Here is a 22,460-nt window from a genome sequence, read left to right on the forward strand (position 1 = left end):
ATCATGCGGCGCCGTTGTTCATTGAGCGCGTCGCTCTCGTGACTCGGGACGACTAGGGGCGATGGACGATTTCGCCGTGATCGCCGTGATCATGATCGTGGTCATCGTCGTCCAGCTCCCACGACGGGAACGGGTCGGCGTAGTGCAGCCAAGCTTCGGGGCCTGCTGCGTACTCCGCATCGGTGAGAAGGCAAGCATCGAGCTTTGCGCGCCAGGCTTCGGGCTCGAGATCCACACCGATCATCACCAGTTCCTGGCGACGGTCGCCGACGCTCGGGTCGTCGAGATCGCCCTGCCAGTCGGCGGCGATTTCCTGTTCGAGTTCGGCGTCCTGCGGCCATTCCTCGCGCGGCAGTGCCGCCCACCACGTGCCGGCCGGACCGTGGCGGCACACGCCGCCTGCCTGCGAGAGCGTGCCCGTCACGTCGTTACGCGTGGCGAGCCAGAAGAAGCCCTTCGAGCGCAGTACGCCCTTCCACTCCTGGTTAAGCAGCGCCCAGAAGCGCTCGGGATGAAACGGACGGCGCGCGCGGTAAACGAAGTTGCTGATGCCGTACTCGTCCGCGTCGCTGCGCGGCGCATGCGTGTGCGCCGGATCGTGGCAATGCGCCGGGTCGTCGCAATGGTCATGGTCGTGCAGCGACGCGAGCCAGCCCGGCGCGCTCGACGCCGCATCGAAATCGAAGCGGCCGGTATTGATGACCTCCTCGAGCGGCACATCGCCGAAGCGGCTCACCACCTGCACGGCGCGCGGATTGATGCGCGCGAGAATGTGCTGCAGGCGCGCCAGTTCGTCGCCGCTCACGAGGTCGGCCTTGTTGAGCACGAGCACGTCGCAGAACTCCACCTGATCGACGAGCAGTTCCACGATCGCGCGGTCGTCTTGCTCGCTCGCCGCCACGCCCCGCTCAGCGAGCTGGTCGGCGCTCGCGTAGTCGCGCAGGAAGTTGAATGCGTCGACGACCGTGACCATCGTGTCGAGGCGCGCGAACGCGTCGAGCGCGACGCCGTCCTCGCCCGCGAACGTGAAGGTTTCCGCGATCGGCATGGGCTCGGCCACGCCGGTCGATTCGATCACGATGGCGTCGAAGCGCTGGCCGGCGCGTGCCGGGTCGGCGAGGCGCTGGATCTCGGTGAGCAGGTCGTCGCGCAGCGTGCAGCAAATGCAGCCGTTCGACATTTCGACCACGCGCTCTTCCACGCGCGAGAGCGCCGAGGCGTCGCGCACGAGCGCGGCGTCGATGTTGACGGAGGCGAGGTCGTTGACGATCACCGCCACGCGCAGGCCCGCGCGGTTCGAAAGGATATGGTTGAGCAGCGTGGTCTTGCCCGCGCCCAGAAAACCCGAGAGCACGGTGACGGGCAGTGGCGGCTGGTTCATCGCAGTTGGGGTGCAGAAAGTGAGTCGGGAGGTCCGCCGCGCGAAAGGATCGAAATCCTCGTAAGGGTGCGGCGCCAGCCAGCATTTTGCACCATGCACGCGAGAGGCGCAGGCGCACGCGTGCCGCCGCTTTCAGGGCGCGAGCAGGCGGTACGCGCGCAAGCGAGCTACTGCACGGCTACGGGATGACTACGGGATGACTACTGCATGAGATGCCACTTGCGCAGAATGTCGGCGATTTGCTGCGCGTACTGGTCGCGCAGCGTTGGCGTTTCGGAATGGTATGCGCCAACGGCGGCCCACGTGTTGCCGTACTTGTTCATCTTCTGGCGCAGATGCCACGCGGCGATATAGACGTTCTTGCACGGCTCCATGAGCGTGCTTTGCGAGATGCCGTACTGCGAGAGCACGGGCAGATGCACCGAATTGATCTGCATGACGCCGTAATCGATCGAACCGTTCGCATTCCTGTGTACCGCGTCGGGCCGGTTGTGCGACTCCTGCCAGGCGATGGCGCGCAGGATCAGCGGATTGACCTTCTGGTAGCGCGCGGCCTCGTCGAAACAGTCCGCATGCGCGAGCGTGCCGGCGCTCGCGGTGACGAGCACCACAGCGGCGGCAAGCGTAGCGGACCAGATGTTTTGCATGGCGACTCGCGCGGAAGCTGACAAAAGGGCAAACGAAGAGGCGAACGTTGCTGCCTGAAGGATGACGCAATCTCTCGCTGGCCGCCCTGTTTTCTGGCGAACAATGCGGGAATTCCCACATAAAGAAGGCGGGAAAGTGCGTTGGCCATCGTTCGGGCCGCTCGTATGATACCGGTCACCGATGACGCGTCAAGCTGGCCGCACGGACAAGACGCCCGCATGCTTACAAATAGCTTGGGATTGAAGGCTGGCGCGGCTCGGGGATTAGAAGAATTCCCCGGAGACCCATTTTTTGTGACAAATTCGACATGAAAAACTGCTACTGTTCCATCTTTTGTTGACTAACGGACGTCCGGGCTGAGGAGAGCCGGCGCCGGCACTAGTCGGAAGTTAGTCAGAAAAGCACAGGCGAGTCGGCCCCACAGCCGTACGTCGAGGACGAATAGCCGCGCGCGTCTGCCGCTGGCTTCGATAAGACACCCATGAGAAGAAATCGTATGGCTTTGCGTCGCGTCGCCACGGCGCTGCTCGTGAGCGGACTCATTACCGCACAGCTTGCCTATGCGCAGGTCACGCTCAATTTCGTCAACGCCGACATCGACCAGGTGGCGAAGGCAATTGGCGCCGCCACCGGCAAAACCATCATCGTCGACCCCCGCGTGAAGGGGCAGCTCAATCTCGTCTCCGAGAATCCCGTACCCGAGGACCAGGCCCTCAAGACCCTGCAGTCGGCGCTGCGCATGCAAGGCTTCGCGCTCGTGCAGGATCACGGCGTACTGAAGGTCGTGCCGGAAGCCGACGCCAAGCTGCAGGGCGTGCCGACTTATGTCGGCAATGCGCCTACCGCGCGTGGCGATCAGGTGGTGACCCAGGTGTTCACGCTGCGGCACGAGTCGGCGAACAACCTGCTGCCCGTGCTGCGCCCGCTCATCTCGCCGAACAACACGATTGCCGCCTACCCGGGCAACAACACGCTGATCGTGACCGACTATGCGGACAACGTGCGCCGCATCGCTTCGATCATCGCGGGTGTGGACTCGGCCGCCGGCCAGCAGGTGCAGGTCGTGCCGCTGCACAACGCCAATGCGCTCGACATCGCGCCGCAAATCGCGAAGATGCTCGACCCCGGCGCGATCGGCGCCACGGACCCGTCGCTGAAGGTTTCGGTTGTCGCCGACCCGCGCACCAACTCGCTGATGCTGCGCGCCTCGAACGCGCAGCGCTTGGCCTCCGCCGTCCAGCTCTCGAAGCAGCTCGACGCGCCGACCAGCATGCCCGGCAACATTCACGTCGTCCCGCTGCGCAACGCCGACGCCACGCAGCTCGCCAAGACGCTGCGCGGCATGCTCGGCAAGGGCGGCAACGATACGTCGTCGTCGGGCAATGCGAACGGCTTCAACCAGAGCGGCAACAGCGGCGGCGGCAGCACGTCGACGGGCACCTCCGGCACGCCGCCGCTGCCGTCGAGTTCGCTCGGCGGCGGCACGTCGTCGGGCAGCTCGCTCGGGGGCAGTTCATACGGCAGCAGCGGCGGCAGCAACGAAGCGCCGTTCCTCGGCGGCGACAAGGACAAGGGCGACGACAATCAGCCGGGCGGCATGATCCAGGCAGACCCGGCGACGAACTCGCTGATCATCACGGCGCCGGACGCGGTGTACCGCAATCTGCGCTCCGTCATCAACCAGCTCGATGCGCGCCGCGCACAGGTCTACATCGAGGCGCTGATCGTCGAGCTGAACTCGACGACCAACGCCAACCTGGGCATTCAGTGGCAGGTCGCGAGCGGCAATGTGTACGCAGGCACCAATCTGGCCACCGGCAGCGGCAACAGCATTGTCAACCTGACGGCGCAAGCGGCAGCGGACGCCACCACGGGCGGTCTCGCCAGCGCGCTCGCGGGTCAGAGCCTGCAGCAGGGCCTGAATGTGGGCTGGATCAAGAACATCTTCGGCGTGCAGGGGCTTGGCGCATTGCTGCAGGCGCTCTCGCAAACGGCCGACGCGAACGTGCTGTCTACGCCTAACCTCATCACGCTCGACAACCAGGAAGCGAAGATCGTCGTGGGTACGAACGTGCCGATCCAGACGGGTTCCTATTCGAACCTGACGAGCGGTACGGCGAGCACGGCGTTCAACACCTTCGACCGTGTGGACGTCGGCTTGACGCTGCACATCAAGCCGCAGATCACCGACGGCGGCATCCTCAAGCTGCAGCTCTACACGGAAGACTCGGCGATCGTGACGGGCACAACCAACGCGACGACCAATCCGGCCGGCCCCGAGTTCACCAAGCGTTCGATCCAGTCGACCGTGCTGGCCGACAACGGCGAAATCATAGTGCTCGGCGGCCTGATGCAGGACAACTACCAGGTCGCCAACAGCAAGGTGCCGCTGCTCGGCGACATTCCGTGGATCGGCCAGTTGTTCCGCTCGGAAAACAAGACGCGCGAGAAGACGAACCTGATGGTGTTCCTGCGTCCGGTGATCATCAACGATCGCGACACGGCGCAAGCGGTCACGTCGAACCGCTACGACTATATCCAGGGCGTGACGGGCGCATATAAGTCCGACAACAACCTGATCAAGGATAAGGACGACCCGGTCGTGCCGCCGATGCCGCTCGGCCCGAGCCAGGGCGGATCGGCGCTGAACCTGTTCGATCTCGACCAGATGCGGCGTCAGCAGGCGGTGGGCGTGCAGCCCGCGAAGCCGGCCAGCGCCGTGCAGATGCAGCCAGCCGAACCGGTGCAAACCATGCCCGTGGAAACCACGCCGGTGCAACAGGCGGCGCCTGCCACGACGCGGGTGCAGCCGTGAGCACGCCTCACGCGCCTGCGGCCACCAGCGGGGCGGACCGCGAGCCGCCCTCGCCGCTCGCCGCGCGCCTCGTGCCGTACGGCTTCGCGCGCAGCGGTCAGATTCTCGTGGCCCAGCAGCGCGCAGAAGGCCTCGAAGTGTGGATCAGCGAGCGCACGTCGCAGGCCGCCATCGCCGAAGTCGCGCGCAACTTCGGCGCGTTCGCGCTCGTGCGCGTGCCGGCCGACGAACTCGCGCAGGCCATCAATCAGGCTTACGCGCGCCAGGACGGCAGCGCCGCGCAGGTGGTGGGCGAAGTGGAAGGCGAAGTCGATCTCTCGCGCCTCATGCAGGACATTCCCGAAGTGGAAGACCTGCTGGAGTCCGAAGACGACGCGCCGATCATCCGCATGATCAACGCGCTCCTCACGCAGGCCGCGCGCGAGCAGGCATCGGACATTCACATCGAGCCGTTCGAGAATGCCTCGGTGGTGCGCTTTCGCGTGGACGGCACGCTGCGCGATGTCGTGCGCCCGAAGAAGGCGCTGCATGGCGCGCTCATCTCGCGTATCAAGATCATGGCGCAGCTCGACATCGCCGAGAAACGCCTGCCGCAGGACGGCCGCATCACGCTGCGCGTGGGCGGGCGTCCGGTGGACGTGCGCGTCTCCACGCTGCCCACGGGTCACGGCGAGCGCGCGGTGCTGCGTCTGCTCGAAAAAGACGCGCAGCGCCTGAACCTCGAAGCGCTCGGCATGGCGAGCGACACGCTCGGCAAGTTCGACCAGCTGATCGCGAAGCCGCACGGCATCGTGCTCGTGACCGGCCCGACGGGCTCGGGCAAGACGACCACGCTCTACGCATCGATGTCGCGGCTCGAAACGGCCACGACCAACATCATGACTGTGGAAGACCCGATCGAGTACGACCTCTCGGGCATCGGGCAGACCCAGGTGAACGAGCGCATCGGCATGACGTTCGCGCGCGCGTTGCGCTCGATCCTGCGCCAGGACCCGGACATCATCATGATCGGTGAAATACGCGACCTCGAAACCGCGCAGATCGCCGTGCAGGCCTCGCTCACGGGCCACCTCGTGCTCGCCACGCTGCACACCAACGACGCCGCTTCGGCGGTGACGCGTTTGACCGACATGGGTGTCGAGCCGTATCTGCTCGCCTCCTCCCTGCTCGGCGTGCTCGCGCAGCGCCTCGTGCGCCAGCTCTGCCCCGTGTGCAAAGAAGAGCGCGTGGAAGACGACGGCAGAAAGCGCTGGCATCCGGTGGGCTGCGATCGCTGCGGTCATTCGGGCTACTCGGGGCGGCGCGGCGTGTACGAACTGCTGCTCATCGACGAGCCGATTCGCGCGCTCATCCACCGCAATGCCGCCGATGCGGAGATCTTCGAGGCCGGCCGCGCGCAAGGCATGCGCACGCTGCGCGAAGACGGCGAGCGCTGGATCGACGCGGGCAGGACTTCGCTCGAAGAAGTATTGCGCGTGACGGGCGGCGCATGATGGGCCGCAAGATGAACCACCAGATGGACGCTCATTAAAAGCGAGGGCGATCAGCAACATGCCGGCATTTCGCTTCGAAGCCATCGACGCCACGGGCAAAGCGCAAAAAGGCGTGCTCGACGCGGACAGCGCGCGCGGCGCGCGCGCGCTGCTGCGCGGCCAGGGTCTCACGCCGCTCGTGGTCGAAGCCGCCGCGAGCCGCACGCGCGGCGCGCGAGCGCAGCGGCTCGCGCTCGGGCGCAAGCTCTCGCAGCGCGAGCAGGCCATCCTCACGCGCCAGCTCGCCAGTCTGCTGGTAGCGGGCTTGCCGCTCGGCGAGGCGCTTGCGGTGCTCACCGAGCAGTCCGAGCGCGACTACATCCGGGAACTGATGGCGGCCATTCGCGCCGAGGTGCTCGGCGGCCATTCGCTTGCCAGCGCGCTCGAGCAGCATCCGCGCGACTTCCCGGACATCTACCGCGCGCTCGTGGCCGCGGGCGAACACACCGGCAAGCTCGGCATCGTGCTTTCGCGTCTGGCCGACTACATCGAGCAGCGCAACGCGCTCAAGCAGAAGATCGTGCTCGCCTTCACGTACCCGACGATCGTCACGATCATCGCGTTCGGCATCGTCACGTTCCTGTTGAGTTATGTGGTGCCGCAAGTGGTGAACGTGTTTGCGAGCACCAAGCAGCAACTGCCCTTCCTCACCGTCGTGATGATGGCGCTTTCGGGCTTTGTGCGGCAGTGGTGGTGGGCAGTGCTGATCGCCGTGGCCGTGGTGGCGTGGATCGTGCGCGCGACCTTGCGCAGGCCTGGCCCGCGTCTCGCGTTCGACCGCTGGATGCTCACTGCGCCGCTCGCGGGCAAGCTCGTGCGCGGCTACAACACCGTGCGCTTCGCGAGCACGCTCGGCATTCTCTCCGCCGCGGGCGTGCCGATCCTGCGCGCGCTGCAGGCGGCCGGAGAGACGCTTTCGAACAAGGCGATGCGCACGAACATCGACGAAGCCATCGTGCGTGTACGCGAAGGCACGTCGCTTTCTCGCGCGCTGGGCAATACGAAGACGTTTCCGCCCGTGCTCGTGCACCTGATCCGCTCGGGTGAGGCGACCGGCGACGTGACGACCATGCTCGACCGCGCAGCCGAAGGTGAAGCGCGCGAACTGGAGCGGCGCACGATGTTCCTCACGAGCCTGCTCGAACCGCTCCTGATTCTGGCGATGGGGGGCGTGGTGCTCGTGATCGTGCTAGCGGTGATGCTGCCGATCATCGAGCTGAACAACCTTGTGCAGTAAGGCGTACGAACTGCGCGAGACGCCCGGCAAGAAGCCCGGCGCGCGCAACTCAGCGCACGTAGATGGTGGGACCGGCTGCGTTGGGCGGCAGGAAGATTTCGGAGTGCACGCCGTGGCGGTCGATGACGATCGAGCGGGGGCGCACTTCGAAGAGTTTCGAGTTCTGGTCGATCGGGCCGCCGAGCGAGATGGCTCGCGGGGGTTCGCCGCCGACGCTCACGATGGCCGCCGCGCCCTGCGCGAGCGCGAGGATGCCGAACAGGTGAATGTCCTGCACCGGGTTGCGTTCGAGCCTGCCGCCGAACAGCGTGCCGGCCTGATCGAGCGAGACCGGCGGCTGGGCGGCGGCGGCCTGCACCGGCGCCGCGCGGTTCGTGGCGAGGGTGATCGTCCACCACGTGGCCGTGGCGCAGAACACCGCAAACGCGGCGAGGGAAAGAAGGCGGATTTGCAGTGGGTTCATGAGCCCATTGTACGAAGGTTTATGGAATTTTTGATGTACGCGTTTGCCATGCCCGCGAGGCGTCGGAAAGGCGTCATCGTGTGACATTACAATGACCCGTCATGCGAGCGAGGGACCCGCCGGTTCAAGCGGCGGGTTCGATTGCAGGCAGGACGAAGCGCGGCGCACAAGTGCACCGCAACCCTATCTAGCGAGAGAGGAAAGAACTCATGTCCATGTGGGCGAAATTGTGCACCAAGCGCCGTGCCGAAATGGAAGTCACGCGCGCGCGCCGCCAAGGCGGCTTCACGCTCATCGAAATCATGGTCGTGATCGCGATTCTCGGCATTCTTGCCGCGTTGATCGTGCCGAAGATCATGAGTCGTCCCGATGAAGCGCGCCGCGTCGCCGCGCGCCAGGACATCGGCACGATCATGCAGGCAATGAAGCTCTATCGCCTCGACAACGGCCGCTATCCGACCCAGGACCAGGGGCTGCAGGCGCTCGTGCAAAAGCCGACCACCGACCCCGTGCCGAACAACTGGAAAGACGGCGGCTATCTGGAGCGCCTGCCCAATGACCCATGGGGCAGTGCGTACCAGTACCTGAACCCGGGCGTGCACGGCGAGATCGACGTATTCAGCTATGGCGCCGACGGCAAACCCGGCGGCGAAGGCAACGACGCCGACGTCGGGTCCTGGCAATAAGTCATCCGCCACGCAGCATCCATGCAAACGAGCCGCCCTTCCCCTTGCGGGGACCGCCGATCGTCACGCACCTCGCGCGCGTCACGCGCGGGTACGCGTGCGCGCGCGGCGGGCTTCACGCTGCTCGAGATGCTCGTGGTGCTGCTGATCGCGGGGATTCTCATCTCGCTCGCTTCGCTCACGCTCACGCGCAATCCGCGCACCGACCTGAATGAAGAAGCGCAGCGGCTCGCGCTCCTGTTCGAGTCGGCGGGCGACGAGGCGCAGGTGCGCGCGCGCGCCATTGCATGGCAGCCACTCGCGGGCGGCTTCCGCTTCGATGTGCACACGGAAGACGGCTGGCGTCCGCTGCGCGACGATCTGCTCGGACCGCGCCAATGGGAAGGCGGCGTGACCGGCGTGGCGATCACCTACCCCGGCGGCAACGACACGCAGGCAAACCGGCTCATCTTCGGCACGGAGGCCGTGGACGTGCCGGTGCAGGTCACGCTCTTTTCGGCCGCCGGCAGCGCGACGATCGTCGGCACCGGCACTGGCCGCTTCGAGGTGCGCTGAGATGCGGTTCTCGATGCGTGGGGGAAAGCGCGGCCACGGCGCTCGCCTGGATCGACAGCGTGGTCCGGTGCGCGAGCGCGGCTTCACGATGATCGAAGTATTGGTTGCGCTCGCAATCATCGCGATTGCGCTGGCCGCTTCGTTGCGCGCCGTGGGCAGCCTCGCCGCGAGCGAAGCCGACCTGCACGACCGCCTGCTTGCGGGCTGGAGTGCGGACAACACGCTTGCGCAACTGCGTCTCGTGCATGCGTGGCCGGACCTTGGCGAGAGCAGTTTCGACTGCTCGCAGGGCAATCTGCGGCTGACTTGCACGCAGCACGTCGCGGCGACGCCCAACCCCGTTTTTCGGCGCGTGGAGGTGTCGGTTGCGACGCCCGGCCGCTCCGGCAATCTCGCGCAACTCGTCACGGTGCTCGCCAATGAGACGAACCGCTCGTTGTGACCGCGTGCGCGTCGCCTCGTCAGCGCGCGGCTTCACGCTGATCGAGCTGCTCGTTGCGATCGCCATCATGGCCGTCGTGGCCATCCTCTCGTGGCGCGGCCTCGACGAGATCGTGCGCGGGCGCGAGACCATCACGCGCTCGATGGCGCAGGAGCGCGTGTTCGCGCAGATGTTCGACCAGATGCGCATCGACTTGCGCGAAGCCGCCTCCGACGACGAAGCGGGCGGCGTCGCTATCTCGCTCGACGGCGGCGCGCTGCAGATCGTGCGCGCGTTCGCGATGCCGCCGGGCGCGGCGCCCCGCCTGCAAGTGGTGCGTTACCGCGTGTCGGGCGGCCAGGTGGTGCGCTATGCGTCGCCGCCTCTCGCCGATCTCGGAGCGTTACGGCGTGCGCTGCGCGGCGGCGAAGGCGACAACTGGGGCGCGTTGCCGATGATGAGCGGCGTGGACGTTATCAACGCGCGCCTGTACGTGCCGAAGACGGGCTGGACCGCGAACATGCAGGACGTGCGCTCGCAGGTCACGGGCAACAACAACGATCTCAAGGTGCCGCAACTCGGCAACGCGCCGCTGCCGCGCGCGGTGACGGGGGTGCAGGTGAGCGTGGGCTCGCATGCGCTCCAGCAGCCGGTGACCCGCGTGTTTCTGGTGGGGGAATGACGTTGCGCACACAACGAACCTCCGCACGGCACACCCGGCAAGGTAGACGATCCAGCCGTTCCACGCGCGCACGGCGCGGGGCGGCCATCATCAGCGCGCTGCTCGTCGTCGCGCTTTCGGCGATCATCGTCTCGGGCATGTTGTGGCGCCAGCAGGTGCAGTTGCGGCGCATCGAGAATCAACGTCTGCTCGCGCAGGCGCAATGGATCTCGCGCGCCTCGCTCGACTGGACGCGCCTCGTGCTGCGCTCCGAAGCGGACACGTCGGCGGGCATTACGTATCTCGGCGGCGCGTGGGGCGTGCCGCTCGCGCGAACGCGGCTGTCCGACTTTCTCGGCCAGATCGGCGAAGCGCACGCGCAACAGGGCGCGGACACCTGGCTTTCGGGTTCGATAGAAGACGCCCAGGCGCGCTTCAATCTGCGCAATCTCGTGGCGACCAGCGCGCCGGGCTCGTTGCAGCTGAACGTGACGGAGATCGAGGCATTCGCGCGCCTGTTGCAGATTCTCGGCCTCGACCAGTCGCTTGCGAAGAACACTGCGGTGTACCTGCGCTCAGGGCTTGCCTACTCGGCAACGCGCTTCCAGACGCAAACCACCACGACGAACACCGGTTCGCAAACCGAGGTGCTCGCAGGGGGCGGGACGACTGGCGGCGGCAACTACACCGACAACCCCGGCCTCTCGGAGTCCGACAACGACAGCGGCGTCGCCCCGCTCATGATGACGAGCGTCGATTCGCTGCTCGACGTGCCCGGCTTCACGGCCGACGCCGTTGCGCGGCTGCGCCCGTTCGTGACGATCCTGCCCACCGTGACGCCCGTGAACATGAACACGGCGAGCGCAGAGGTGATCGCTTCCGTCGTGACGGGCATGAGCCTTTCGAACGCGCAGGCCCTCGTCGCGCATCGCCAGAGCGTGTTTTTCCGCAACGTGAGCGACGTGCAACTCGCGCTCGAAGGCGTGGGAGTGAAGCAAGTCTCGATCGACACCACGCAAATCGACGTCAACACGAGTTACTTTCTGGTACATGGGCGCGTGCAGCACGAGCGCGCCGAGGTGGACCGCACGACGCTTGTCTGGCGCGATCCGCTCACCCATACGACGCGCATCGTGCGCGTTAGCGACGAACCATGAATCCGTCCCCGACCAACATCGAAAAGAGGTGCGTTTGAGCACGCTGATCGTTCTCATGCCGCCCCGCGACCCGGCGGTCCACTCGCAGGAATGGCAGCTGCCGGAACTGCCGTTCGTGCTGCTCGACAAGACGGGCAACACGCAACGCGCGGGCCGTTCGGCGCTCGGGCTGTTGCCGAAGGCCTCGACCACCATTCTGCTGATCGCCGCGCGCGACCTGCTCATGCTCGCCGCCACCGTGCCGCCGCTCAGGGGGCCGCGGCTGCGTCAGGCGCTGCCGAACGTGGTCGAGGATCATCTGATCCAGGATGCACAGACCTGCCATCTCGCACTCGACCCAAAGCGCCTGGCCGATGGCCGCCAGGTCGTGGCCGCCATCGATCGGGGCTGGTTCCGTTTTCTCCTGGAAGGCTTCACCGCCGCAGGGCACCGCAATCTGCGCGCGGTGCCAGTGGCGCGCTGCCTGCCTGCTGCGCAGGCGGTGGAGGCTGTGGAGTCGGTGGAGGTGGCCCAAGAGGCTCGAGCCGCTGTGCCTGCCGGGCGCGCGGAGCCGGGTGGCACGTCCGATGCCGCGGCTCCCGCCGCGCCTGTGATCGAACCCGTGACGGCATGCGTGCTCGGCCATGTCGTCGCGACCGCCCCCGCGCTGCTACCCGGCGTTGCGCCGGAGCCCGCGGCCGCCACGTCGGAAGCGCCGCTCGAACTCGCGATCGTGCGCGGCGTGCTCGCCGACGGCTTCGCAGTGCCCGCCGCGAGCGTGGCCGCCACCGTCACGGCGCTCGCCGGCGGCGCGCCGGTTTCGGGCTACGTCCTCACCAACCTGCCGGGCGAGCCCGCGAGCGCGGCCGCACGCGCGTCGCTGGCCGCCGCGTTGCCGGGCGCGCAGACGCTCACGTTCGAGGCGCTCGCGCGGCGCGCGCTTGCCTGCCGCTTCGACCTCTGCCAGTTCGAGTTCGCCTCGCAGCCGTGGCGGCTCGATCGCGCGACGCTGCGCCGTCTGCGCGTGCCGATCGGGCTCGTGGCCGCGTCGCTCGTCGTCGCGGTCGTCGGCGCGAATATCGAGTGGCTCATGATGGCGCGCCAGCGCGACGCCATCAGCGCGCAGATGACCGAGCTGCTCCTCAACGCGTTCCCGAAGACGACCGTCGTGCTCGACCCCGCGGGACAAATGGCGCGGCAGTTGCAGCAGTTGCGCCTCGCCGCGGGCGAACCCTCGCGCGACGACTTCCTCGCGCTCTCCGACGGCCTCGCGCGCGCGCTCGGTCCGGTGCCCGCGAACGGCATCGCGGCACTCGACTATCACGACCGGCGTCTGGACGTGACCTTCAAGCCAGGCGTCAACGTCGACACCGATCTCGCGAAACGCCTCGCGGGCAACGGCCTTGCGGGCACGGTGGATGCCAGCACGGGCAAATGGACCATCAGGAGCGCATCGTGAAGACAACGGCTATGAGCGGCGCCTGGGCCGAGGCCTGGGCGACCTTCTGGGAAGCGCGCACCACGCGCGAAAAGGCGCTGCTCACGTGGGGTGGCGCGGTGCTTGCGCTGGCGATCGGCTGGTCGGTACTGTGGCAGCCGGCCGCCGACGGCCGCGCGCGCCTGCGCGAGAGCCTGCCCGGCATGCAGCGCCAGCTCGCGCAGATGACGGCCGAGGCCGACGAGGCGCGCTCGCTTGCGGGGGCTGCTGCGAGCGTGGCGCCGGGCGGCCAGGCGCTCAAGGACGCGGTCACTGCTTCGCTTGCCGATCACGCGCTCACGGGGGCGCAGATTCAGTTGATCGGCACGACGGTGCAGGTGCAGATGAAGAATGCGTCGTTTCCGGCGTGGGCCGCGTGGCTCGACGACGTGCGCAAGCAGTTCAAGGTGCAGGTGGTCGAGGCGCACATCACCGCGCTGAAGACCGATGGTCAGGTCGACTTGACGGCCTCGCTGCAACCGGCGAATACGCACTAAAAAGAAAAAGCGCGCATTGACCAGCGCGCACTGAGAATCGCCGGAGAAACAAGCAATGAGTTACTGGATGCGGCGCTTGCGCGCCGTGTTGCCCTGGCTGATCGTGGGCCTGCTGTCGAGCGCAGCCGTGTTGCTCGCCCGCCTGCCCGCGGCCTGGATCGCGCCGCAGTTCGCGTGCGCGACTCAGGGGCACGTGAATCTGATCGATCCGGAAGGCTCGCTCTGGCACGGCTCCGCCACGTTGATGCTCGCCGCGGGCCAGGACGCGCGCGGCGCGACGCTGCTGCCGGGTCGCATTGTGTGGCGCACGGCGTTCTGGCCGCTTTTCGTCGCGCGTGTGCGCATGGAAATGCTGCAGACCGAGGCGATGCCCGACGCCGTTACCGTGGATGCGACGTTGCGCGGCGCGAACGTGAGCGCGGGCACGATTGCCGTGCCGGCCTCGCTGCTAGCGGGTCTCGGCGCGCCCTTCAACACGCTCGATCTGGACGGCAAGGTGCGGCTTGCGTGGAGCCCGTGGCGCGTGTTCGGCACGGATGCGTTCGGACGGCTGACCGTGTCGCTCGCCGACATGAGTTCGCGCGTTTCGCTCGTGAAGCCTCTCGGCACGTATCAGGTCGTGTTGCAGGCGCAAGGGGCGACGTCGACGCTCGATCTCTCGACGCAAAAAGGCCCGCTCATGCTCGAGGGACGCGGCTCGTTCTCGCGCGCGTTCGCCTCGTTCCAGGGCACCGCGAGCGCGGCGCCGGATCAGCGCGACAACCTGGCAGGCCTCTTGAATCTGCTGGGCCGCCCGATCGGGCCGGGAACCGTCGCGCTGACCTTCATGCGCTGACGTTCGCGGCTTGAGCGTGCGCCCGCCTGAGCGGGCGCGTACGCATTACTGCGGCTGGGCGGCCGCAACCGCCGGCGCGGACGCTGCTGAAGCCGCGACCGGCGCGGCCACGCTGCCCGTCTCGCGATCCATCTGCGCAGCATCCCAGCCGCCGCCCAGCGCCTTCACGAGCCCCACCGACGACACCATGCGCTGCCCGCCGAGGCTCACGAGCTTTTGCTGCGCGGTGAAGGCCGTGGCCTGCGCGGAAAGCACGTTCTGGAAATCGGTTGTGCCGGCTTTGTATTCGTTCGTGACGATCGAGAGTGCATGCTGCGCCGAATCCACCGCCTGCTGCTGCACGACGATTTCTTGCCCCAGGATGCGCTGCGAAGCGAGGTTGTCCTCCACGTCCTGGAACGCGGCCAGCACGGTTTGCCGGTAGGTGGCCACCTGCTGATCGTAGGCGGCGCGCGCGGCCTCGGTCTGCGCTTTACGCAGCCCGGCGTCGAAGATCGTGCCAGCAAGCGACGGCCCGAGGGTCCAGAAGCGCGACGGCAACTGCAGCAACTGTGACATCACCGAGCTTTCAAAACCGCCGCTTGCGGAAAGCGTGAGCGTCGGGAAGTACGCCGCGATGGCGACGCCGATCTGCTCATTGGCGGAGGCCGCCTTGCGCTCTGCCGAGGCGATGTCGGGCCTGCGCTCGAGCAACGCAGACGGCATGGCGAGCGGCACCGTGGGCGGCGTGGCGGTGAGCGGCGACGGCGGGATCGAGAACGTGGAGGCGGGCTGGCCGACCAGCACGGCGATCGCGTGCTCGTCCTGCGCGCGCGCCACGCCGTTGTCGATTGCCGAAGCCTGGGCAGACTGCAATTGCGTTTGCGCCTGGATCACATCGGCGCGGCCCGCCACGCCCTGGGCATACTGATTTTGCGTGAGCTGCAGCGACTTCTGGTACGCCACAACCGTGTCGTCGAGCAGCTTCTGCTGCGCGTCGAGCGAGCGCAACGTGAAGTAAGTCTGCGCAAGCGTGGCCTGCGCCGATAGACGCGCGTTTGCGAGATCGGCGGCGGCGCCCTGCTGGCTTGCCTCCTGCGAGCTGACGGTGCGGCTCACCTTGCCCCAGAGGTCGGGTTCCCAGGTGGCGTCGAGCCCCAGGCTGACGTTGTTGTTGATGGTGCCGCTCGACAAGCCGCCGCTCGAGTTGGCTACGCGCGTGGGCGTGTACGAGCGTGTGCCCGAGAACGTACCGCTGATCACCGGAAAGTACGCTGCGCGTGCCTCGCCCACGAGCGCACGCGCCTGGCGATACGCGGCAGCGTATTGCGCAACGGTCTGATTGCTGGTGTTGAGCTGGTCCATCAGCGCATTGAGCTGCGCATCGTCGTAGATCAGCCACCAGGCGCCGCGGTCGGCGGTATCGGCGGGTTGCGCGACCTTCCATCCCTCGGGCGCTTCCTTGAACGAAGCGGGTACGGCGGCGCTGGGCCGGTGATAGTCGGGGCCGACTGCGCAGCCTGCCAACTGGAACGCGAGCGCGGCGGCTGCGCACAGCGCCAACGTGGAAAGCGACGTGGGCGCGCGGCGCGCCAAGGACCCGGCGGATCCCGTGGAGGCGCCGGGGCGGACGAAACGGCAATGCATGCAAGGATTCCTGTCGATGCAACCGGCGCGCAGTCGGGCGGCCGGGCGCGCACGGGGTTGTCGCGTTGCGGCAATGGTAGCGTACGCGCGAGTGATTACACGGAATCCGAAAGCTTACGCGTTGGAAGGGTTGGCGGGTGTTACGGCGTGCGACGCGCAGGTTACGCGTCGTTACGGCGGCGCTTCGGTGCGCGGCAGGCGAGCTGGGTGCCTGCGCACGCGGGTGCGGCACTCGCCGCTGTCGCCGCTGTTGCCTTCGCGGGCGTGGCCGGCACGACCGCCCCCGCCGCTGCGGGTTCTTGCCGCGTGCGCCGACGCTGCGCCCACACCACGGCCACAACCGCGATCGAGCCGCCCGGCAGCGCAAACATGGCCGCGTACAACGCGAGCTTGCGCGAGCGCGCCCACCACGAACCCGCGCTAGCCTTCGTGAAAGCCAGGCGGGCGGTGTCGGTGACGGAACGGCCAAGGCCGCCAAGCGCGTTGATCAGGTAAAGCATGATGCCCAAACGGGTGAACGTAGAAGAATGAAACTGGTTGCCTGTCATAATATTGACTATGCAACCAAATCACAACATACTTTGCAGCGCATCAATGCAACTGTTGTTTTTACGCGCCGATCACTGCGGCAGAGACGGTTGCGGTGCGCTACGAGATTTATCTGCCTGAGCAGCGAAGTAACCCGTTATAATTCGCTCGTTTTTTGAGAGGCTGCAAAGCGAACTGCGATGAGCGACGGTCCTTTCGTCCCGACAAGGCTGGGCGTCGAGCCAAGTCTCGGCTATTTCCTCTCGACTGCGCGCAATGTGCTGGCCGGGCGCATCGACCGGGCGGTTGCGCCGCTCGGGCTCACATCGTCGCAAATCGGTGTGATTCTTTTATTGTGGTTCGAGCGCGCCAGCACGCCGAACGAGATGTCGCGCGCGCTCTCGTACGACACCGGCTCCATGACGCGCATGCTCGACAGGCTGGAGAAGAAGGGCTTTCTCGAGCGGCGGCGCAGCCAGGCGGATCGCCGGGTCGTGGAGCTGGCACTGACGGATCAGGGGCGCACGGCGGCGCAGCAATTGCCCGACCTGATCGCCGCGGAGATGTCCGAGCAGTTGCGCGGCTTCGCACCCGAAGAAGTCGCGACGCTCGTCCATTTGCTGCAGCGCTTCATCGCGAATGACGGTTCGACCACGCCGCTATGCGCATCGACGAACGACAGCGGTAAAGACGCGCAAGCGCCGACGCAGGAACGCGGCGACTAGCAACGTTGTACGACGCGCCGCAGTGCAGCATTGGGTGTAGTTTGATCCAATCACTGTCTGGGCAGAAAATGCACAGACACGGAATAGCAAGCCGGTGTGCGCTGCGCTTCGGGTGCAGAACCGGCCGACCCAACAAGGACACGCAACATGGCAGCTCCCTCCGCGGTGCCCGCGCAGGCCGGACCCGCACCGTTTTCCGGCGGCACGCTCGCGCTCCTCACGGTCGGGCTCGCGCTCGGGACCTTCATGGAGGTGCTGGACACCTCGATCGCCAACGTGGCGGTGCCGACCATCTCGGGCAACCTGGGGGTCGCCAACAGCGAAGGCACGTGGGTCATCTCGTCGTATTCGGTTGCCTCGGCGATTGCCGTGCCGCTCACCGGATGGCTCGCGCGCCGCGTGGGCGAAGTCCGCCTTTTCACGATCTCCGTGCTGCTGTTCACGCTGGCCTCGGCCGCGTGCGGCTTTGCGACGAACTTCGAGACGCTCATTGCATTCCGTCTCGTGCAAGGGCTCGTTTCCGGGCCGATGGTCCCGCTGTCGCAGACCATCCTCATGCGCTCCTACCCGCCTGCCAAACGCGGGCTCGCGCTCGGGCTCTGGGCGATGACCGTGATCGTCGCGCCTATCTTCGGACCGGTCATGGGCGGCTGGATCACCGACAACTACACGTGGCCGTGGATCTTCTACATCAACGTGCCGATTGGCCTGTTCTCGGGCATCTGTGCCTACTTGCTGCTGCGCGGACGCGAGACGAAGACGACGAAGCAGCGCATCGACGCCGTGGGCCTCGCGCTGCTCGTGATCGGCGTGTCGTGCCTGCAGATGATGCTCGACCTCGGCAAGGACCGCGACTGGTTCAACTCAACGTTCATCGTCACGCTCGCGATCATCGCGGTGGTTGCGCTCGCGTTCATGCTTGTGTGGGAGGCGACGGAAAAGGAGCCCGTGGTCGATCTATCGCTCTTTCGCGACCGCAATTTCGCGCTCGGCGCGATGATCATCTCGTTCGGCTTCATGGCGTTCTTCGGCTCGGTGGTGATCTTCCCGCTCTGGCTGCAAACAGTCATGGGCTATACCGCGGGCCTCGCGGGTCTGGCCACCGCGCCGGTGGGCCTGCTCGCGCTCGTGCTTTCGCCGCTCATCGGACGCAACATGCATCGGCTCGATCTGCGCATGGTCGCGAGCTTCGCATTCGTCGTGTTCGCGCTCGTTTCGCTCTGGAACTCGACGTTCACACTCGATGTGCCGTTCAATCACGTGATCCTGCCGCGTCTCGTGCAGGGTATCGGCGTGGCCTGCTTCTTCGTGCCGATGACGACCATCACGCTTTCGAGCGTTCCTGACGAGCGGCTCGCGAGCGCCTCGGGCCTTTCGAACTTTCTACGCACGCTTTCGGGCGCGATCGGCACGGCGGTGAGCACGACGTTCTGGGAAGACGCGGCGATTTATCACCATGCCGTGCTCTCGGAATCGGTGAGCCAGTATTCGCCGAACACCATCGCCTACAAGGACGCGCTCGCCAGCCTGGGTTTTGCAGGCCAAAGCCTGACCGCCAAGCTCAACGACGTCGTGACGACGCAGGGCTACATGATGGCCACCAACGACTTCTTCCGCATCTCCTGTGCGATGTTTGTCGTGCTGGCCCTGCTGGTGTGGGTGACGAAGCCGAAAAAAGGCGCGGGACCGGCAATGGGTCATTGACGGTCCCACGAAAGGCCGCCCGCACGAAGCTGCGGGCAACTGGGTGCGCGTTGCGCGCGGCGTTACCGACGCCCCATTTATTGACGCTGCGTAATGCCGCTCGTTTCGATCTCGACGCGACGGTTCTTCGCGCGGCCCTCAGGCGTGGCGTTCGACGCGACCGGCTTCGCGAAGCCGTAGCCGTGCACTTCGTACTGGCTCGCGTGCAGGCCGTGCGACTGCAGATAGTTGCGCACCGTCTGCGCGCGGCGCAGCGAGAGGCGGTCGTTATAAGCCTTCGAGCCGACCGAGTCGGTGTAGCCGCTGATCACGATTGCGCCGATGTTCACATTGCTGCTTTCCTGGATGAACTGGTCGAGCGTCTGCTTGCCGCCGGGCAGCAGATCGGCCTTGTCGAACGCGAAGTTGGCGTCGGCATTGAGCGTGATCGTGCGCGGCTGGACCTGCGGAGCCGGAGGCGGCGTTTCGACGACCGGCGCCGGCGGCGGGGCCGGCGGCTGCGGCGTCTGACAGATGAACGTGATTTCGCGCGGATCGTCTTCCGGCTTGAACCCGGCAGCGGCGCGGTCCACCGACGAGACGCGCAGCGGCGTCTTGGTGCCGCAGACCTCGTTGACCTTCGCCATGCAGGTCTTGGAGCTTTCGAGCAAGCCGAGACACTGCACGCGGTACGCCTGTGAGCCGTTGGCCAGGGTGACGACGTCGAGATTGTGGGTGGGACCTGAGGCGGTAGTGCAGCCTGCGGCGGCGACGATTACGGCAGCCGCGGCACTGGTGGACAGAAGGCGCAGTTTCATTGTCGATTCGAGTTGTGGATGAGGATGAACGGCCCAGACCACGCAGGCCGAAGCCAGCCCAAGATACGGGCTCCCCAATCCCTCGCTCAATCAGACAATGCCTAAATCCGCAATAGACGCCATTCGAAAGTCATCGTCGTGAAGCGACCGCTCTGAGCGCGCGCCAGCGCTGCCTACGCCTCGCGCGACCAGAGCCATATGCAGCGATCGACACAGAGGTCAATGCGCAGAGGTCAATGCGCGCTCGAAGCCGGCTCGGCCACCGCCGCGCCAGTCACGCCGGCCGTGTCGCCGCCTGCGCCGGTGGTCGTGTCGCCGGGAATGGGCGCGTCGACGCCCGTGCGCACGTACTGCTTGAACGCCGCGCCCGCCGACCACGGGTTGGGCTTGCAGCCGAGCGAGCTGTCGCAGTGCGCGGCGAAGCCGATCGTGGCCGTGCCGTCGGGGTTGGCCGACTTCGTGATTTCATAGGCGAGCAGGCGCCGGCCGCCGCCCGGGCCCGAGGTCTGGATCAGCGTGTCGGTCACGGTCTGCACTTCGTACTTCGAATGACTGCGCACCCAGCCCTCTGCGCGTTGCCACCAGAGATCGCATTCCGCCTTGTTCGAGCAGGTGAGCGGCGCGGTCGCGATCTGCATGACGTCGGGATCGACCTGCCCGCGCGACGCGCAGGCCGCAGCCGTTGCGCACAGCAGGATCGCAAGCGTTCGTTTCATGGTGTGGATTCCTCCCGGAGTGAGCCGCATGGCGCGCGACCCGTGCATTTTTGGTGTTTTCAGTATCACTCGCCCGGCGCGCCCGTCGTCCGCGCAGGCCGGTAATGCGGCGCCTACCCTGGTTGGACCGCATCTGCACGCTGGTGTTGCGAGCAAATGCGGTGCCCGAGGCAAACTGCGAGGGGATGGCTACGCCGCAACGGCGCACTGGCTTGCCGCTCGAACGCGGCCTCGACGCTCTACTCAGACGCTGAAGCGATTGAGCGTATATGCGCGATACGCGGCGACGAACGCGTCGAACGATCCGACTTCGTCGCGCTCGAGTTGCGCCTGCTCCGCGAGCGATTCGCGCGCTAGCGTTTCGAACTCAGCCGTGACTGCCGTGTCGAGCGGATGCGCGAGGAATTGCGCGGCGTGACGCTCGCTTTGTGCGAGTGCGAATTGCAGGAAGGACTGCTTGTTATCGCGCATGGTTTGCAGCACGCGCGCCGAAGGCGTGAGCGACGGGTCGGCCAGCTTCACGCGTTGTGCCGCGAGCGAGCGGGTATGCTCGTCGCTGCCGTGCGCCGCGTCGAGCACGGCGGCTGCGTGGCCGATTTTCTCGAACAGCTCCTGCGCCCACTCGTGCAGCGAGACGTCCTTGTTCTCGCGCTTGAGCGCGAGACCCGGGCGGCGCCCTTCTTTCGTTACGAGGCCAAAGTTTTCATTCGATTCGGCGTAAGCGTCGGCAGGCAGGAGCGGGCTTTCGTCCAGTGCGCACGCGAGCAGGTAGGCGTCGAGAAACCGTGCGGTTTCGAGTGAAATGCCGATGGGTTCGAACGGATCGATGTCCATGCAGCGTACCTCGACGTACTGCACGCCACGCGCGGCGAGCGCATGCAGCGGCCGCTCGCCCGGATGCGTCACGCGCTTGGGGCGAATCGTCGAGTAGAACTCGTTCTCGATCTGCAGCACGTTCGTGTTGATCTGCACCCATTCGCCGTCGCGATGCGTGCCGATCGCCTCGTAAGGCGGATACGGCTGGCTCACGGCTTGCGCGAGCGCGTCGAGGTAGCCTGCCAGCGTGTCGTAGTCGGCGCGCAAGGCGGACTGGCCCGTCGTGTTCGAGTAGCCGAGATCGCTCATGCGCAGGCTCGTTGCGTACGGCAGATAGAGCGTGTCGGCGTCGAACGCTTCGAGCTTGTGCTCGCGGCCGCGCAGGAAGCGCGCGTCGAGCGCGGGCGAAGCGCCGAACAGATACATGAGCAGCCAGTTCGTGCGGCGGAAATTGCGGATCAGCGCGAGGTAGCGCTCGGACTGATAGTCGGTGAGCGACGCCGTGGACTGATGATGCGCGTGCAGCACGCGCCACACTTCGTCGCTCAGCGAGTAGTTGTAGTGGATGCCGGCGATGCACTGCATGGTGCGGCCGTAGCGCAGCGCAAGACCCATGCGATACACGTACTTCAGGCGGCCGATGTTCGAGCTGCCGTAGCGCGCGATGGGAATGCCGTCGTCGGTGTCGGGCAAGAGGCCCGGCATCGATTCGTTCCAGAGCATTTCGCCGTCACGCGCAAGCACGGCGTAGACGTAGCGATGCAACTCGTCGAGCTTCGCGAGCGTGATCGACGCATCGGTCTCGGCAGGCGTGATGATCTCGATCAACGCTTCCGAATAGTCGGTGGTCAGCGACGGATGCGTGAGCGCCGAACCGAGCGCCGCGGCGTGCGGCGTCATGGCGAGGCGGCCGTCGCGCGTTACGCGCAGGCTTTCCTTCTCGATGCCGCGCAGACCGCGCGTGAGCGCGCCGCGATGTGGCCCGTCGCCCAGCACGGAAAGGCGCTGTGCGAGAACGTCGTTCGTGCGTGTTGAGATCGTGTCTGACATTGAGGCAAGTCGGGCTCGGGCCGGCTGCGCGGTGCTGCGAGCGCTCGCCGGCCGGGATTCTTTTCGGTAGCGGGCACTTTAACATCTCGCCGAAAGACCTGCTTGGGCCTGCCTCGGTTGGGGTTTTGACCCGCCGGCACGCGCTTCCCCGGGG

At 66.5% G+C, this 22,460-nt stretch carries 21 protein-coding genes; 13 read left to right on the plus strand and 8 right to left on the minus strand.

Going from position 1 to position 22,460, the window contains the following annotated elements; genetic code table 11:
* Nucleotides 1-52: 52 nt before the first annotated feature.
* Complete coding sequence (locus tag U5A65_RS15490) at nt 53-1,381, minus strand: GTP-binding protein (protein ID WP_321946761.1); 1,329 nt, start codon at nt 1,379-1,381, stop codon at nt 53-55.
* Nucleotides 1,382-1,581: 200 nt separating this feature from the next.
* Complete coding sequence (locus tag U5A65_RS15495; protein WP_321934479.1) at nt 1,582-2,028, minus strand: lytic transglycosylase domain-containing protein; 447 nt, start codon at nt 2,026-2,028, stop codon at nt 1,582-1,584.
* A gap of 497 nt (nt 2,029-2,525) precedes the next feature.
* Here U5A65_RS15495 and gspD point away from each other — a divergent pair, with 497 nt between their 5' ends.
* From gspD to gspF, 3 genes are read left to right on the plus strand one after another with little or no spacing between them, the layout of a single operon-like run.
* Complete coding sequence (gspD, locus tag U5A65_RS15500) at nt 2,526-4,844, plus strand: type II secretion system secretin GspD (RefSeq protein WP_321907226.1); 2,319 nt, start codon at nt 2,526-2,528, stop codon at nt 4,842-4,844.
* Nucleotides 4,841-6,337 (plus strand): type II secretion system ATPase GspE, encoded by a 1,497-nt coding sequence (gene gspE / locus U5A65_RS15505; protein WP_321907227.1) that lies wholly within the window; start codon nt 4,841-4,843, stop codon nt 6,335-6,337. Before gspD ends, gspE begins: the two co-directional genes overlap by 4 nt.
* Nucleotides 6,338-6,395: 58 nt before the next feature.
* Complete coding sequence (gene gspF, locus U5A65_RS15510) at nt 6,396-7,613, plus strand: type II secretion system inner membrane protein GspF (RefSeq protein WP_321907229.1); 1,218 nt, start codon at nt 6,396-6,398, stop codon at nt 7,611-7,613.
* 49 nt (nt 7,614-7,662) lie between these two features.
* On the opposite strand, the gene U5A65_RS15515 is transcribed toward gspF, so the two are convergent.
* Entirely contained in the window at nt 7,663-8,076 is a 414-nt protein-coding gene (locus U5A65_RS15515) for a hypothetical protein (RefSeq protein WP_321907231.1), read from the minus strand.
* Nucleotides 8,077-8,327: 251 nt separating this feature from the next.
* On the opposite strand from U5A65_RS15515, the gene gspG reads away from it, so the two are divergent.
* The 8 genes from gspG to U5A65_RS15555 are packed head-to-tail and all read left to right on the plus strand — an operon-like array spanning nt 8,328 to nt 14,344.
* Nucleotides 8,328-8,762, plus strand: coding sequence for a type II secretion system major pseudopilin GspG (gene gspG, locus U5A65_RS15520; RefSeq protein ID WP_321907789.1), 435 nt, complete (start codon nt 8,328-8,330; stop codon nt 8,760-8,762).
* A 21-nt stretch (nt 8,763-8,783) separates the two neighbouring features.
* The gene (locus U5A65_RS15525; protein WP_321934477.1) at nt 8,784-9,317 is read left to right on the plus strand and encodes a GspH/FimT family pseudopilin; all 534 of its coding nucleotides are present in this window, start codon (nt 8,784-8,786) and stop codon (nt 9,315-9,317) included.
* A 13-nt stretch (nt 9,318-9,330) separates the two neighbouring features.
* Nucleotides 9,331-9,759, plus strand: a complete 429-nt coding sequence (gene gspI, locus U5A65_RS15530; RefSeq protein WP_321907791.1) for a type II secretion system minor pseudopilin GspI — start codon at nt 9,331-9,333, stop codon at nt 9,757-9,759.
* Nucleotides 9,737-10,420 carry a type II secretion system protein J gene (locus U5A65_RS15535; RefSeq protein WP_321907236.1) on the plus strand — a complete coding sequence of 228 codons (684 nt, stop codon included), beginning with the start codon at nt 9,737-9,739 and terminating at the stop codon, nt 10,418-10,420. The genes gspI and U5A65_RS15535 overlap by 23 nt, the downstream gene beginning before the upstream one ends.
* Entirely contained in the window at nt 10,417-11,556 is a 1,140-nt protein-coding gene (gene gspK / locus U5A65_RS15540) for a type II secretion system minor pseudopilin GspK (RefSeq protein ID WP_321934476.1), read from the plus strand. Before U5A65_RS15535 ends, gspK begins: the two co-directional genes overlap by 4 nt.
* Before the next feature lie 34 nt (nt 11,557-11,590).
* Nucleotides 11,591-12,994, plus strand: coding sequence for a type II secretion system protein GspL (gspL, locus tag U5A65_RS15545; RefSeq protein ID WP_321946762.1), 1,404 nt, complete (start codon nt 11,591-11,593; stop codon nt 12,992-12,994).
* Nucleotides 12,970-13,509, plus strand: coding sequence for a type II secretion system protein M (locus U5A65_RS15550; RefSeq protein ID WP_415764944.1), 540 nt, complete (start codon nt 12,970-12,972; stop codon nt 13,507-13,509). The genes gspL and U5A65_RS15550 overlap by 25 nt, the downstream gene beginning before the upstream one ends.
* A gap of 55 nt (nt 13,510-13,564) precedes the next feature.
* Complete coding sequence (locus U5A65_RS15555; RefSeq protein ID WP_321946763.1) at nt 13,565-14,344, plus strand: type II secretion system protein N; 780 nt, start codon at nt 13,565-13,567, stop codon at nt 14,342-14,344.
* A gap of 45 nt (nt 14,345-14,389) precedes the next feature.
* Here U5A65_RS15555 and U5A65_RS15560 read toward each other — a convergent pair whose 3' ends face one another.
* Together U5A65_RS15560 and U5A65_RS15565 are read right to left on the minus strand one after the other, a co-directional pair.
* Complete coding sequence (locus U5A65_RS15560) at nt 14,390-15,970, minus strand: efflux transporter outer membrane subunit (protein ID WP_321934473.1); 1,581 nt, start codon at nt 15,968-15,970, stop codon at nt 14,390-14,392.
* Nucleotides 15,971-16,131: 161 nt separating this feature from the next.
* Nucleotides 16,132-16,470 carry a hypothetical protein gene (locus U5A65_RS15565; protein ID WP_321934472.1) on the minus strand — a complete coding sequence of 113 codons (339 nt, stop codon included), beginning with the start codon at nt 16,468-16,470 and terminating at the stop codon, nt 16,132-16,134.
* A 228-nt stretch (nt 16,471-16,698) separates the two neighbouring features.
* Between U5A65_RS15565 and U5A65_RS15570 the strand changes: the two genes are divergently transcribed.
* Together U5A65_RS15570 and U5A65_RS15575 are read left to right on the plus strand one after the other, a co-directional pair.
* Entirely contained in the window at nt 16,699-17,223 is a 525-nt protein-coding gene (locus tag U5A65_RS15570) for a MarR family transcriptional regulator (protein WP_321907244.1), read from the plus strand.
* Nucleotides 17,224-17,370: 147 nt separating this feature from the next.
* The gene (locus U5A65_RS15575) at nt 17,371-18,927 is read left to right on the plus strand and encodes a DHA2 family efflux MFS transporter permease subunit (RefSeq protein WP_321946764.1); all 1,557 of its coding nucleotides are present in this window, start codon (nt 17,371-17,373) and stop codon (nt 18,925-18,927) included.
* A gap of 77 nt (nt 18,928-19,004) precedes the next feature.
* Here U5A65_RS15575 and U5A65_RS15580 read toward each other — a convergent pair whose 3' ends face one another.
* The 3 genes from U5A65_RS15580 to gshA form a co-directional block, all read right to left on the minus strand.
* Nucleotides 19,005-19,724 carry an OmpA family protein gene (locus U5A65_RS15580; protein ID WP_321907247.1) on the minus strand — a complete coding sequence of 240 codons (720 nt, stop codon included), beginning with the start codon at nt 19,722-19,724 and terminating at the stop codon, nt 19,005-19,007.
* A 233-nt stretch (nt 19,725-19,957) separates the two neighbouring features.
* Nucleotides 19,958-20,440, minus strand: coding sequence for a hypothetical protein (locus U5A65_RS15585; RefSeq protein WP_321907249.1), 483 nt, complete (start codon nt 20,438-20,440; stop codon nt 19,958-19,960).
* A 243-nt stretch (nt 20,441-20,683) separates the two neighbouring features.
* A complete protein-coding gene (gshA, locus tag U5A65_RS15590) occupies nt 20,684-22,306 on the minus strand; it encodes a glutamate--cysteine ligase (protein WP_321946765.1) in 1,623 nt (540 codons plus the stop codon).
* Nucleotides 22,307-22,460 lie beyond the last annotated feature (154 nt).

Origin of the sequence: Paraburkholderia sp. J10-1 (genome assembly GCF_905220165.1) — a bacterium.
Classification (GTDB): Bacteria; Pseudomonadota; Gammaproteobacteria; order Burkholderiales; family Burkholderiaceae; genus Paraburkholderia.